Consider the following 13,768-nt stretch of genomic DNA (forward strand, 5'->3'; position numbering starts at 1 on the left):
TCCCCCTTATCAAGCATTGCCCGTCCGGCTTCCCCGACGAAGCCGGACGGAGATGTTGGTTAGAGCGCAGCCTCCTTCACACGGCCTCCTTGGCCTTCGATTTGATCGCCCTCACAGGCTGCTCAAACGCTTTCGCTTCCGAGGACCTTGCCGATTTCATCATTAGTTCTACGCCGGAGGACAGGAGGCGATCACGCACCTGGCCGAGACGATCTTGATGAATGGCCAGAATATTTCCGACCTTGCCGACCGAGAAATCCATGTCGAGTTCAGCGGCGGTCTCTACCTGGATCACCTGATCCTGGTCGCTATTCCAGATGCTGTAGCCCAGTTCAGATAGACGCCGGTGGATGGAGCCGGGCGTTGTTTTCGACAGGACGGCGAGCATGTCGCGGTTGATCTCCATCAACAGCGTCGGTTTGTGTGCAGCGAAAGTGCGTTTTGCGCCCTCGAGGAAAAGGCCTTCGGCACCTTCGATGTCCACTTTCATCGCGTCTGGTCGCATGTCGCCGACGACGCGATCGAGCGTTTCAACCTCGACCGTCCGTCCGAATTTCGCATCCTGGTTGTCGGCAACCAACCGTGTCGCTCCGGCATTGCTGGTGTCCTCGGCATTGTTGAGCCGCATTTCTCCCGGCAAATCGGCAAGGGCTTGCTGCCGGACACTGACGCGGTCGGCGAAGCCATTCTCCTGGATGGAGCGGTTGAAGAGGTCCCAAAGTTTCGGCAGCGGCTCGAAGGCAAGTATCTTGCCTCTGAATGTGGGGCGAGATGCCACGGAGAGCGAGTAATAGCCGACGTTGCCGCCAACATCGATGAATTGCCCGTCATCCGGCACGATTGCCTTGACCAAGTCGATGTCGAACTTCTCATATTCGCCACTCAAGATCCCGAAGGAAATGTGGTACTGCCTCAGGTCCAAATACAATTTGAAATTGTATTTGGTCTCGAAGAGTACGACGATCGATTTCGGAATGAAATTGTTGAAAAGCAGCTCGCCATGGCGATTGTGAAATTCGGACGAGGAAAGGAATCGCTTGCGATGCTCCTCCAGCGGAATGTCGGTGAGCTGCAGGAGATTCTTGCCAATGGCATCCCTTTCGTCTTCGTTGAGCGGACGACCAAGGATGAATTTGTAGCAGTTCTCAATATCGTAGTAGCTGGTCACGTTGCTGGCCCTTCCTCCTGCTGGAGACATGAAATTGTTCCGTTCCCTTGTGATGCGGATATCGCCTTTTGCTGAATCCACGTTACTGTTCATGACAACGCTCCCATCGGCATAGCCAAGGAGCGCTGCGGTGCACGTTGCGCGGAATAGCGGTGTGCCGCCACGTCGCTTTCGATCAGGGTTTCGAGATCCCCGAAGTGCATATCCCATCGGTTTGCAGCGCTTATTCTGGTCCGACGCAGTGGCGATGCCGTGATCGCATCCACTGCCGCGCGCCAGCTAAGGCCGTCGAGGGGGTCTAGGAAGGTCGCTTCATCGATACCCGCGGCCTCGCGATGCGACGTGATATTGGAGGCAATGACCGGCGTGCGCAGTGCGAGCGCTTCGGTGATCGGCATGCCGTATCCTTCGGCGAAGGACGGCGCGAGCAAGGCGGCGGCGCCAGAGATGAGCCGAGCCAGTGCCGCGTCTTCCAGCCCCGGCACCTCGATCACGAGCCCCGGCAAGGCAGGGCAGCGTTCGAGCATCGCAAGGACATGGCTGTTCTCCCACCCTCTCTTGCCGACGATCACCAGGCGAGGTGCTTTGGGGCCGTCGCGCTCGGCCAGATGTTGCCAGAGGCGGAGCAGCAATATGTGGTTCTTGCGCGGCTCGATGGTGCCGACCGTGACAAAATAGGGATTCTGAGGGCGCTGGATGTCTTGCGACGCATTCAGGAAGCACTGCTCGACACCCGGCGGCAGCACGGCAATCGAAGGCAGCTTCCGATTGCTCTCCTGAGCGTAGGTGCGAAGAGCTCGGGCGGTAACCTGCGAATTGCAGAGGACGAGCGCGGCATGCTGCAACACGGTGTCCATCCTGCGGCGATGCCGTTCGGGCTCCTCAGGCCGGACAAATTCTGGATGGGACAGCGGAATGAGGTCATGCACATAGAATATGCCATTGCGACCCGTTTCCTTGAGCCAGGAAAAAGCGGAGGTCCGCTCGAGCCGGCTATGGGACACATGCACGAACGACGCGTCGCGCGGTACCGCCGGGCCATGGGAAAAGTGGCTGGCGACCGCATGCGCAAGCTTCCGCAGCTTCTGCGAATGCGCGCCGCCGTCCTTCGTCGCTGCTGTCGGTTGCCAGGGAATTTTGCCATCGATCGCCGCGAAGATTTTTTCCAGAAGCGCTGCCTGGGAAGACGAGATTTCGGTTGTGGCCCAGCGCCCGTTGAGGGTGGAGATCAGGCCATCTGCCCGATCGGTTCCAACTGATATCGCTCCATGATAGCCGGTCTCGATGAACGATGGAGATTGCGAGAGCTGGATAGCATCCGATGGGATAGCTTGTTTTTTGCGGCGCTCGTTGAGCCAGAGCGCGTAGTGCAGTTCGTAGCGATCAATACCGGTCGGCGTCGGGCAATGCGCCCGCTCCATGAGCCGGGAAATATCCATGACAACAGAGTTCATCGCAGCCTTCTTATTCCAGACATGTGGATCATATGCGCCAGCCAGCGGCGCTTTGAGGGGTCCGGCGCCGTGCCCTGGCGGGCGCGGTACAATTCGGCAATGACATCTTCCACCTCGCAAGGCAGATCAGCGATATTCGACCAATAATGCGGGTAGAGGATGAGGGCGCCGGCCACGAGCGCGTCGAGGCTCAAGGTTCGTTTGCGTCGGAGCGAGACGACGGCGTCGTTGGTCAGGCCCCAGCCGGCGTAGAAAGGTAGCCCGTAGCACCACACCGGCCGTTCCCGCAGGAGGGCTTCGAAGCCGATCTGCGAGGTCGCGACATGGACTTCATCGGCTGCGTGAAGCAGGCCGTTCAGATCGACATTACCGACGACAAGGTCGGCGATGTCGTGTGATGGCCGGTTTCGGGCCGGATGCATGAAGGGCTCGGCAAGAAGGTCCGGATGCTGTTTGTAGACAATGAATGCATCGCCGCGGGCGCGCCGGACGGCGTTCAGAAGTTCGGCATCGGAATCGTGGCTCGCCATGCCAAGCCGCAGCGAGGCATCGTTTGGCACCTGTCCGGCGACGAGGACAACGGCTCGTCCCTTGGCTTGCTCGCGGTAATCGGGTGAGAGCTGCGCCGGCAAATTATATTTGGTTATGCCCATCGAGACGATGGTTTGACGGAGCCTTTTTGCGCGTTCGAGGAGCACGCTGTCGAATTCCGTGGTGCTCAGCATCATTTCAAGCCTGCTTGGCTTGGAGGCATCGAAATAGATGCCCTCGGCATCGAAGCAAAGCGAGGAGGGCGGAACGAGCGACGTTCCGAGCCCGGCGGAGCGGATGAACCCGTCTTCCACCCGGATGATCGACCGCCTGCCCCCCTGTTTCCATAGGGTGCTTTCCTCCGGCGGAGCGCTGTTGCCCCACAAAACGATCTTGTCCGCCGCCTGGATCTGGGCGACCGTGGGTCTGTTCGCGAATTGGACCTGGGAGCAGGGGCTTGTCAGGTAGCGACGCAGGACCGAGCGCTTGTGCAGAGAGAAATTGACGCAAAGGTAGCGACCGGAGAGTGAGGACGCGCGGCGACGCCATTCCAGCAATCGTTCGACAGCCTGTTCCGCCACGATTGGCTGGCGTGTAACCGGATCGACGTAGAGTGAATATTGAAGAAGCATGGCGTCGGCGAGCTCGTCGATGCCGACGCGACGTGTTCGGCGCGCGCGCGCCGTAACCGCGACAAGGCTGTCGGCGCGGTCCTGCGTCAGGCCCCATCCCGCGTAAGCAGGCATGCCGAATGTCACGACGGTCATGCCGCGCAGCAGCGCGTCCAGGCCGAGCTGGCTCGAGACGGTCCAGACTTCGTCCACGATATCCAGAACAGAATGAGGAGAAATGGCGCTGTCGACGAACTGAACACGGCTTTCGCGCGCATACGAGGCCAGATAGCCTTTCGCACGGCCAGCCACGACATCGGGGTGGCTTTTGATAATGATATCCGCGTTGCTCTCGGCGCGCGCGGCACCCAACATCCTGAGAAAGGTTTCGGCATTGGCACCCGAGCCGGCAATGGAGCGGTCACCGACGACCTGATCTACAAGCAGGATGCGCTTGCGACGGGTAGGGCGAAGCGAGACGTTTCCCTCGGGCAAATGATTGTATTTGGAAAGCCGCTCATGGACGATCCATTCACGCAGTTTTTTGGCTCGCGCCAGATCGGCGCCCGGCGTGCCGTCTTGCAGCAATGTTTCAAGCCGGGACGGCGCATGAGCCGAGAAATGAATGCCGAGATCATCCGCGATCAGGGAAACGGAGGGGGCACCGGCCTTGCCGAGGCCGACAGAGCGCAGGAAACCGTCTTCCAGGGTCCAGTAGGGAAGTTTGCGCATGTGAGCGTAGCGGCGAGCGAGGCGAGCAAGCGGCTTGTCACCCCAGCCAACCACGCCGTCGGCCTCTCGCCCGATACGCTCGATCGGCTGAAGCGACGCGGAGAGAGTGGAGCCGATCAGCGGGAAACGCCAGCGTGTCGGAAGGAACGCTAGAAGCTGTGCATCCGTCGGCGGCAACCAGACCGCGCGCTCATTCGGCTCCGCCGGTATTGGCCGCTGCTCGTTGGGAAAGAGTGTGAAATCCGAAAACATTTGCAATCTCCCGATCTCACTTCACGATCTGCTGCGACCGCCGAAATCCGGCTGTTCCAGCAGTGTTGTGTTGTCCGGGCGCAGAAAAGCGATCGTCTTGGCCCGAGCGGTGGAGGGAAGTTGCAGGCGAATGCGCTGCACGACGCGCTCGGCGGTGTCTCCGACATGGGCGCGGAGATAGAAACTGCCGTTAATAAGGCTCTGGCGATACATGTGGCGAACGAATTGCTGCACCCGTTCCTTCTGCGGAGCGATCGGATTTTGCCAGAAGTCGTCTATCGACCTGGCGGACAACGCATCATTCTTGGGCAGGGTTGCAAGTCCCTCGGCACCATAGAAGGTGTCGCCGAGTGCGAGGAGCGGTTTTCCATGGTTGAGCGCAAGAAGGCCGGATGTGCTGTTGACGGTGATCAGGCCGAGTGAATGACGGATGAGAAGGCCGATCGATCCGTCGTCGAGCACCTGCACGCGCTCCTCACATTTGCTGAGCAGGGCCAATTGCTTCACGAAGGGCCGATAGCTCTTGTGTCCGCGATCCATGGGGTGAATTTTGAAGACCAGTTGATGCGTCGGGTCCGCACAGCGCGCGAAGGATCTGATCGTCTCGGTGATCAGCCGTTCCATCGTCCAGCCGCGACCATGGCTCAGAAGCTGCTGGTCATCATGGACCTGCAGCGCGACGACGAAGTAGTGGCTTTCCTGATTCTCGATCAGGTCGATCGTCAGGTGGTTGTTTCTGGGGTAGTAGCGCAGTTTGCGATAGAAATTGCGCGCCCAAAGGATCACTTCCGACGATATTGCCCGGTCGCGGTGATGCTCGTTGCCGAAGAAGAATGGTGCTCCCACCGCTTTCGCCAGGTAATAGGCGATACCTTCCATCGCCATTGACCGAAACAGATTGCCCCGCATCAATTCCGCGGGCTCCAGTTGCGTTTCCGGATCTGCGGCCGCGGGTGTGTTGATGCGTAACGGCGAGCGGGCATTGTTGCCGCCCCACTCGCAGGAAATGAAATGGGGGCGGGCATAGCCTTCTTCAAAACAAAGTACGGGCACGCCCAGCTGCCCCGCGACGTTGATAGCCGTCCGATGATACGGGCGGCAGTCACCGAAGAGCACAATGACCAGTGGCGCGTCCCTCTTGATGAAGGCTTGCAGCCAATCTGCCCAGGCATCGGTCGTGCCGCAGAAATTCACTGTGCCCTTGCCATGGGAAAAGACCCAATCGCCGCCATTGAAGTTGACCTTCAGCGTGTCATAGCCCCCCGCCCCGAGAGCTCTTGCGAGAGTATCGAAGAATGGGCCGACCGGCCCCTGCAGAAGGAGAACGAGGGATTTCGAAGCGGACGCGTCGCCACCGGGCGCTTGGGAGTGATTGGCCGCCCTGAAGTTCATGTGATCGCGCAGGTTTACAAAGTTGCTGCCGCGATCCGAGATTCCTCCGAGCTTTCCCATTCCGAATTCCTTGAACAGCAATGAAGGAGTAGCGGCTAAGTGACTGACATTTATTGCTGCGACATTTTACCCACGCCATACTGATCGCGCCGCCAAAGTATTAATTACGACAGAACGTCATCTATTTGAATTTATAAGGAGAAAAACTCAGTTTACCGCGAAATATATTTGACTTTAGAAGGATATATGGGAATCTGTCGCGTAAATGCGTGTCTCTCTTGGTGTTGTACAGCCGTGAGACATGATGATTTGGCTCGTTCGAGATGGGAGGCTCTCTGACGTCTTGATGATGACTCCGGAAAACTACAGAGATGTACCCATTATTCTCCGAGAGAGAGATTTGACGGCCCTCAAATGACCCGCATCGAGAACAACAGAGAGTTCACCGATTTCGTCACTCTGGTAACCGTGCGTTCGTCCGCTACGGTCTCCGGCGGAGATTTGAGCTGGTGGAGCGCGTTTACACGTCGGCTCCGGCCGCATTTTCTGCTGCTTCTGCTGGTCGTTATTCCCGGATTGCTCGGCGCCGCCTACTACGCTTTTATCTGTTCCAATCAGTATGTATCCGAAACGCAGTTCGTTGTTCGTAGTCCCAATCGGAATGCGGCGGGGCTGCTCAGTGGCTTCCTGCAGAGCACCGGCTTCGTGCGGGCGCAGGACGACAGTTATATTGTCAGCGAATTCATGATGTCGCGCGCCGCCGTGGCTGAACTCGTCGCGAAGAACGGTTTAGAGGATATCATGTCTCGCCCCGAGGGCGACTTTTTGAACCGGTATCCGCTGCCGTGGACCGAGGCGAACAATGAGGAGCTATTCCAGCACTACAAGAATTTCGTCAAGGTCGATACGAATAGCGGCAGTGGTGTGACGACCTTGGAGGTTCACGCCTTCCGGGCCGAGGACTCCTTCAATCTTGCGAATGCCCTGGTCCAGCATGCCGAAGAACTCATCAATCGCCTTAACGACCGGGCGCGAGGGGATGCCATCCGCTACACGCAGGTCGAGCTGAACGACAGTCAGGACAGATTGCAGGCCACGCAAAAAAACCTGACTGATTTCCGCAATCGGGAAACGCTTATCGATCCCACCAAGCAGTCGGCCGCGGCGCTCGACTTGATCGCGCGGCTCTCCGACGATGTGGCCGACAGCAAGGCGCGACTGGCGGCACTTGATGACCAGGCGCCCCAGAGCCCACAGGGGGAGGCATTGCGGGCACGGGTGACCGCGATGGAACGTCAGGTCAGCGACGAGCGGGCGCGGGTCGTGGGTAGCGACAGTTCGATGGCGCCGCGTATTGCGCAGTATGAGCAGCTTCTGCTGGAAAGGGAAATGGCGGCCAAGATGCTGGCTTCAGCCACCACCTCGCTGGAAAATGCCAAGATCGATGCGCAGCGCCAGCAGCTCTATCTCGAGCGCATTTCCAATCCAAACCTGCCCGATCATCCGCTCTATCCGAAACGTATCATGTCGTTTCTGATGTTCCTCGCGATATGCGGCGCCATCTATGTGATCGTGCGGTTCTTTGTCTCCCAAGTTCTGGAGCATGCGGCATCGCAATGAACAGTATCCCGTCCAGCCTCGCCGAATTCGCAACACCGAAGGAACCGGCTCAGAACGGTGTTTCAACGCAGCCGGAAGGGATCGTCGGCGTGTTCGACGTCGTCAAGGAATACGATGTTCATGGCCGCATGCGTCGCGTGCTGGATGGCATCAGCTTCCAGATTTCGCGCGGGGAGAAGATCGCGGTGCTCGGCCACAACGGCGCCGGCAAGTCCACGCTCGTGCGTTTGATTGCTGGGATCGAGGAACCTACCTCCGGTAAGATCGTGCGCAGCATGTCCATGTCCTGGCCCATCGCGCTCAGTGGCGGTTTCGGCGGGTCGATGACGGGCTACGACTGCATGCGGTTCTTATCGCGCGTCTACGATAAGCCATTCGATGAAATCCGGGACGTGGTGGAGGATTTCAGCGATCTCGGCAAATATCTGCGCATGCCGCTCAAAACCTATTCGTCGGGCATGCGCGCACGGCTGGCCTTCGGCATGTCGCTGGCCATTGATTTTGACTGCTATCTCATCGACGAGGTGATGGCTGTCGGCGACAAGCGGTTTCAGACCCGCTCCTTCGAAGAGCTTTTCGTCAAGCGGAAGGACCGCTCGATGATCGTCGTCGGACATAACTTAAATGTGATCGGCGATATCTGCACCTCGGCCCTGGTTTTGAAGAACGGTCGCGGCCGTGTTTTCGATGATGTCGAGTATGCTTTTCGTATTTATTCGACATTGTGACCGATTCGTTTTGGGATCATCGATCTCGAAATGCCGGTTCCGCCTGTAAATCGTCTCAAAATGGCACAGTATCCTTAGAAGCCGGTCGTTCGCCAGCTATAGGATCAAGCTTGCCATCCAGGTGGATTTAAACGGCGCATGATCCACCTGGGAACTCATTCAAGTAAACTATACTAAATTAGCATAATGGAAATTAATTCCGTATATAGATGGTTGCTCAAGGCACGCACTCTTGCAGGGAGCGATTCTACCGATGCTTTTATGCCTTCTCGCCGCGACTGTTTTCGTCTGGGTTTGATCTTGCATTTTAGCGATTCGTTCTGCAACCTAGGACGGTTATTCGAGATATGAGCAAAAGCTCTGACGGCCGTTTTTTGTCCTATGTCGTCTTAACCAAAAATTCACGTCCTGCGGGAGAAGCCCAATGGCGTAAATATGTATAACATTGTCATTATCTGTACTGTTCGGGAGAAATATGCTGTGCTAATTTAACAGCGCTTAATGTAATTTAAGCTGAATGATTATGCCGCGTTAGGACGACTGAAGGAGTGCGCCTATGGTCTCACCCTTAAAGGGAATCCGCGAAATCTGGCCTAAATGAAAATCGAGTGCTTGCAATTGTTGGGATGCAACTTTAGATTTTGAGTAGGGTGGCAGATGACCATGTTGGGAAGAGTTGTCGAGCAATGCGTGGGCACCTTTGAGGTGTATTCTCGTGATGCGATTGTTCGCAATCTCGACGTTTTAGAACCGAATTGGAAATGGACGGTGCCGTCGGATCCCGGCGGAGATTATTCCTTCAAGTTCAGCAAGCAGCCTCTTCAGTCCGCGTCCATCGTCAGCGCTGAGCATTCTGGTAGCCTGGAGGGGGTTGCCAAACATGATATGCCTCGTGTCAGCATCGTCTTTGTGCTCGCGGGAGAGGTTGAGGCGCACGACAGGCGGACGCGTAGGTCGGTACGCATTTCCGCCAATAATGTTGCAAGTATCACTGACCGGATGGGAAAGCGGCTTGAGATAAAGCCGCGGAGCTCCTGGTTGATGTTCCAGGTTCCGGAAGCGGTGCTGCGTCAACATTTCGAGGAATTGACCGGCAGGCCCTATGTGCAGGAATTTGCTCTGTCTCCGGTCAGTTTTCGACAGGGTGGAGCGCAGGGGCTGTACCAGACGCTTCGCCAGGCTGAGAAGGATCTTATGTCGGCTCGTCCGGCGGAGCGGGTCATGCTCGCGAAAGCCTATAATGAGCTGGTGCTGGTCAAGCTTTTCGCGAAGCTGCCGCACAATCTATCCGACGCATTCGGTCGTGGTGCATTGGAAACAGCACCCCGGCAGCTTCTGAGAGCGGAAGCGTTCATGCGCGACAATCTGCACAATTCGGTCATGCTGGAAGATCTTGCCAATGCTGCAAGCTGCAGCCCGCGGGCGCTTCAGCGCATGTTCCGGACTTATCGGGGCGACACTCCGATGGGGATATTGTGCAATTATCGGCTTGCCGCCGCGCATGGCGCTATTAAGGGCGGGCAGGCTGAGAGTATAACGGATCTTGCGATGAGTCTTCAGTTCTCGAATCCGGGGCGATTCTCTGTTCTGTACAAGCACGCGTATGGTTTCAGCCCCTCGTCGATCCTCCGTTTTACCCGGGAGCGGAGCGACGAGGCCGGGATGGCATGATGCGCGTGCGGATCAGCATGAATTATAACTACCTCTGTGCCGCTCGGGATAGGTAATGCAGCTAAAAGTTGGAATTTTTTGTGTTCTGGCCTGTTTTTTGACGGGTTGTGGATTGCCTGAATCGGGTCCAAAAACCTCACGGATCCTGGAAGAAGCGGCCCGGGGGGCGGCGCCGCCATTTGCATTGGTCGACGTCAGCTCGCCGTCGATGGTACGGAATGTGGATCGCCCGCGACCGAGCCTTGCCGCCAAATTTGGTGAGGGGCCTCGTGATCCCGGTTTGCGCATCGCCGTGGGAGACGTGGTTTCCGTCAGTCTCTGGGAAGCGCCGCCCGGCAGCCTGTTCGGCACCGCCGCCAGCAGCTCCGGCCAGCAACAGGCTTCCGGCAGTTCCGTGACCATTCCGCCCCAGGTCGTGAGCAGCGACCGGACCATCGGTATTCCCTATGTGGGTCGCATTAATGCGGCTGGCCGCACGCCGGCGCAGGTCGAGAACTTGGTGATTGCCGGCCTTGCCGGCAAGGCCGTCCAGCCACAGGCGCTGGTGACGGTGCAGCAGAGCACGGCCAATACAGTCACCGTTACCGGTGAAGTCGCCGGCGGTGCGCGTGTGACGCTTTCACCGGCAGGAGACCGTATATTGGACGTAATTGCCACTGCCGGCGGATTGCGCGCGGGCGTCAATGAGAGCGTCGTTTATCTGACGAGACGAGGGGCAACGGTTGCTCTTCCCTTCGAGGCGATCGTTCAGTCGCCGCGCGAGAATATACGGCTGCGTCCGGAGGACGTCGTGACGGTGGTGCGTGAACCAAGGACCTTTACGATTCTTGGCGCGACTGGACAAAACGGGGAAGTGCCCTTCAGCTCGCAACGCGTCACCATGGCTAACGCGGTGGCGCGCGCGGGCGGGCTCCAGGACAACCGAGCCGATGTATCTGGCGTGTTCCTGCTTCGCTACGAACCGTCTGATATTGCGCGTCGCATTGTTCCTCCGAGCAATCCGATTCTGCGCAGAGGCGGGCCGGTGCCGATTGTTTATCGGTTCAATCTTAAGAATGCGACGACATTGCTGGCGATGCAGGATTTCGAGATTCAGCCGCGCGATATCGTCTACGTTTCCAATGCGGGCTCCGTCGATGTGCAGAAGTTCATGGGCTTGTTCCAGGGGCTCACCTCGCAGGCGCTATCGGCTACATCCGTTGGCATATCCGCCGCAGCGGCGAATTGATAAAATTAGTATGTTTGCTGGTTTGTGAATGAAGGACATCGAGATGCGAACACGAGCAGAAAGGGGCCGTTACTATGATGTCGGGCTTGCGGACTGTTCTGCGTGCCGGTTGGTCGCGGAGAGCTGACATGAGTACGTCACCGCTGCTTCACCTTCATGAACTTATGGCCTTCGATCGGCATCAAGCGGAGACGGCCATTCTTCAGCGCGTGACAAGCACCTATCTCGGCGATCATACGGCTTTGGTGCGTGTCCTCGGGCGTTACAAGCTTTATGTGGACACGCGCGACAGAGGGTTCGGTTCGCACATCCTGCTTGATGGCTTCTGGGAGATCTGGCTCACGCTGTTCTGCGCCCGCAACGTCAAACGCGGCATGACCGCCGTCGATGTCGGTGCGAATTTTGGATATTATTCCGTGCTTCTGGCTGAGCTGGTCGGCGATGAGGGTCAGCTTATCTCAGTGGAGCCCAATCCCCACGCGGCGGATTTCCTGAATCGTAGCGTCGATCTGAACGGTCTGTCCAGGCGAACGAAGATCGAGACCGTTGCCCTCGGTGGTGCGAACGAGGGTGAGGCGTCACTCTATGTTCCCCACAACGAACCGAAGAATGCGTCGATCGTTTCGAATGATTTTGCTTTGCGTTCAGAGAATGGCAGGGTGATCAAGGTTCCGGTCACCACGCTCGACCAGCTTTGCGCTACGTATGAGCGGATCGATTTCATCAAGATCGATGCAGAGGGGGCGGAGGAGGCCATATTTGAGGGGATGAGCGAGACGATCGCCCGTCACAAGCCGATTATCGTCGTTGAGTTTAACGCCGGCCGCTATGGCGATGCGGGCGGCTTTCTTGATCGGTTGGCCGCTATCTACGGATCGCTCCGTCGTCTCGATTTCAGTGGCGAATCGCTGCCGGTCACGCGCGACCAGCTTCTGACTGTGTATGGGGGCGACGATGCGCTTCTCGTCCTTTCCCGCGACAAGCCGGACTAACGCCGCTGTCCAAGCAAGTAATGAGTAATGATGGTGGGAGAGACGAGTGAGTCAGACGATTCTTTACGACGGTCTCAACCTTTCGCTCAAGAAAGGCACGGGTGTCGCCACCTATACCCGGAGCCTGATGTCGACGGCACGGGCTCTCGGCTATCAGACTGGCGTCGTCCATGGCATTCAGGGAAATATTCCGCGCGATCCGATGTTGCGCGAAGTCATCCTGTTCGATGACAGCAGCGAACGCTCGACCGGACCGCTCTTCATTACCAAGCGCTGGTTACGGCGGCGCATTGCCGCCCCGTTCGGCGTGAAGCCTGTTCCCATTCCGCTAAACGGCACGGTTATTCTCAAATCGCTTCAGGCACAACTTGGCGATTCCGGATTGCTCTACGCCTCGAACGACCTTTTCAATCTCGCGCGACATCATTTCAAGCGCTATGGCAACAATCTCGCCTTGAGCTTCGAAAACCAGCCGGATCTCCTGCATTGTACCTATCCAATGCCGATCGCCGCGAAGAAAGCGTTGAATGTCTACACGATCCACGATCTCGTGCCGTTGCGACTGCCTTATCTGACCGAGGACGACAAACGCTATCACTACAGGATGCTGCGGTCCCTGGCGCGTCGCGCGGACCATATCATCACGGTCTCCGAAACCTCCCGCGCCGATATCATCAAGGTGCTGGGTGTGGACGAAAAGCGCGTCAGCAATACCTACCAGGCCGTCCAGGTGCCGGATGCTCTCCGCGCGAAGCCGGACGATGTGGTGGCCGACGAGATCGCTGGCATCTTCCATCTGGACTGGAAGGGATACTTCCTGTTTTTTGGCGCCTTCGAACCGAAAAAGAATATTGCGCGCCTGATTGAGGCTTACCTCGCCAGCAAGACGGATCTGCCATTGATTATTGTCGGAGCACCTGGCTGGAAAGGTGATGCAACGCAAGAATTGATCGACGACGAGCGTTTTCGTTTCTTTCGGCGCGCCGACGATCGGATCATTCCACAACGCCAGATCCAGCGTTTCGATTTCGTCTCTTATCCGTTGCTCATCAGCCTGATCAGGGGCGCGCGGGCTGTGCTTTTCCCCTCGCTCTACGAGGGTTTCGGATTGCCGGTGCTCGAATCCATGCAGTTGGGAACCCCTGTTCTCAGTTCGACGGAAGGGTCGATTCCGGAGATCGCCGGCAAGGCTGCCTTGCTCGTCGACCCGTACAATACGGATGACATGCGCAAGGCGATATCGAGCCTCGCGCAGGATGACGGGCTTTGCTCGCATTTCACCGAGGTTGGTCCGAAGCAGGCGGCTCGTTTTTCCGCGGACCGGTACCATCAAAGGGTTGGCGAACTCTATGACACTCTCTTTCATGGATAGATCGGGGAGGATGCTTG

Annotated in this window: 10 protein-coding genes; 6 read left to right on the plus strand and 4 right to left on the minus strand. The window is 57.6% G+C overall.

Annotated elements, in window-relative coordinates; all coding sequences use genetic code 11:
* Positions 1-76: 76 nt before the first annotated feature.
* The 4 genes from EX00_RS00580 to EX00_RS00595 all read right to left on the minus strand — a co-directional run bounded on the left by EX00_RS00580 (position 77) and on the right by EX00_RS00595 (position 6,200).
* Positions 77-1,168, minus strand: coding sequence for an FkbM family methyltransferase (locus EX00_RS00580; protein ID WP_052210608.1), 1,092 nt, complete (start codon positions 1,166-1,168; stop codon positions 77-79).
* Positions 1,169-1,257: 89 nt separating this feature from the next.
* On the minus strand, positions 1,258-2,622 hold the full coding sequence (locus tag EX00_RS00585; RefSeq protein ID WP_047453087.1) for a glycosyltransferase family 4 protein: 1,365 nt from the start codon (positions 2,620-2,622) through the stop codon (positions 1,258-1,260).
* Positions 2,619-4,748 (minus strand): capsular polysaccharide biosynthesis protein, encoded by a 2,130-nt coding sequence (locus EX00_RS00590; protein ID WP_047453089.1) that lies wholly within the window; start codon positions 4,746-4,748, stop codon positions 2,619-2,621. The genes EX00_RS00585 and EX00_RS00590 overlap by 4 nt, the downstream gene beginning before the upstream one ends.
* 21 nt (positions 4,749-4,769) lie before the next feature.
* Positions 4,770-6,200 (minus strand): capsular biosynthesis protein, encoded by a 1,431-nt coding sequence (locus EX00_RS00595; protein WP_047453091.1) that lies wholly within the window; start codon positions 6,198-6,200, stop codon positions 4,770-4,772.
* 354 nt (positions 6,201-6,554) lie between these two features.
* Here EX00_RS00595 and EX00_RS00600 point away from each other — a divergent pair, with 354 nt between their 5' ends.
* The 6 genes from EX00_RS00600 (at position 6,555) to EX00_RS00625 (ending at position 13,751) form a co-directional block, all read left to right on the plus strand.
* Positions 6,555-7,760, plus strand: a complete 1,206-nt coding sequence (locus EX00_RS00600; RefSeq protein ID WP_047453093.1) for a KpsE/RkpR family capsule polysaccharide export protein — start codon at positions 6,555-6,557, stop codon at positions 7,758-7,760.
* Complete coding sequence (locus tag EX00_RS00605) at positions 7,757-8,488, plus strand: ABC transporter ATP-binding protein (protein WP_080761176.1); 732 nt, start codon at positions 7,757-7,759, stop codon at positions 8,486-8,488. Before EX00_RS00600 ends, EX00_RS00605 begins: the two co-directional genes overlap by 4 nt.
* A gap of 657 nt (positions 8,489-9,145) precedes the next feature.
* Positions 9,146-10,159, plus strand: coding sequence for a helix-turn-helix transcriptional regulator (locus EX00_RS00610; RefSeq protein ID WP_047453095.1), 1,014 nt, complete (start codon positions 9,146-9,148; stop codon positions 10,157-10,159).
* 55 nt (positions 10,160-10,214) lie between these two features.
* The gene (locus EX00_RS00615; protein WP_047453097.1) at positions 10,215-11,387 is read left to right on the plus strand and encodes a polysaccharide biosynthesis/export family protein; all 1,173 of its coding nucleotides are present in this window, start codon (positions 10,215-10,217) and stop codon (positions 11,385-11,387) included.
* A 128-nt stretch (positions 11,388-11,515) separates the two neighbouring features.
* A complete protein-coding gene (locus EX00_RS00620; RefSeq protein WP_234708940.1) occupies positions 11,516-12,379 on the plus strand; it encodes an FkbM family methyltransferase in 864 nt (287 codons plus the stop codon).
* A gap of 46 nt (positions 12,380-12,425) precedes the next feature.
* Positions 12,426-13,751 (plus strand): glycosyltransferase family 4 protein, encoded by a 1,326-nt coding sequence (locus tag EX00_RS00625; RefSeq protein ID WP_052210609.1) that lies wholly within the window; start codon positions 12,426-12,428, stop codon positions 13,749-13,751.
* The last annotated feature ends 17 nt before the right edge of the window (positions 13,752-13,768 follow it).

The sequence above is a fragment of the Martinezella rhizogenes genome (assembly GCF_000799715.1).
Lineage (GTDB): Bacteria > Pseudomonadota > Alphaproteobacteria > Rhizobiales > Rhizobiaceae > Rhizobium > Rhizobium rhizogenes_C.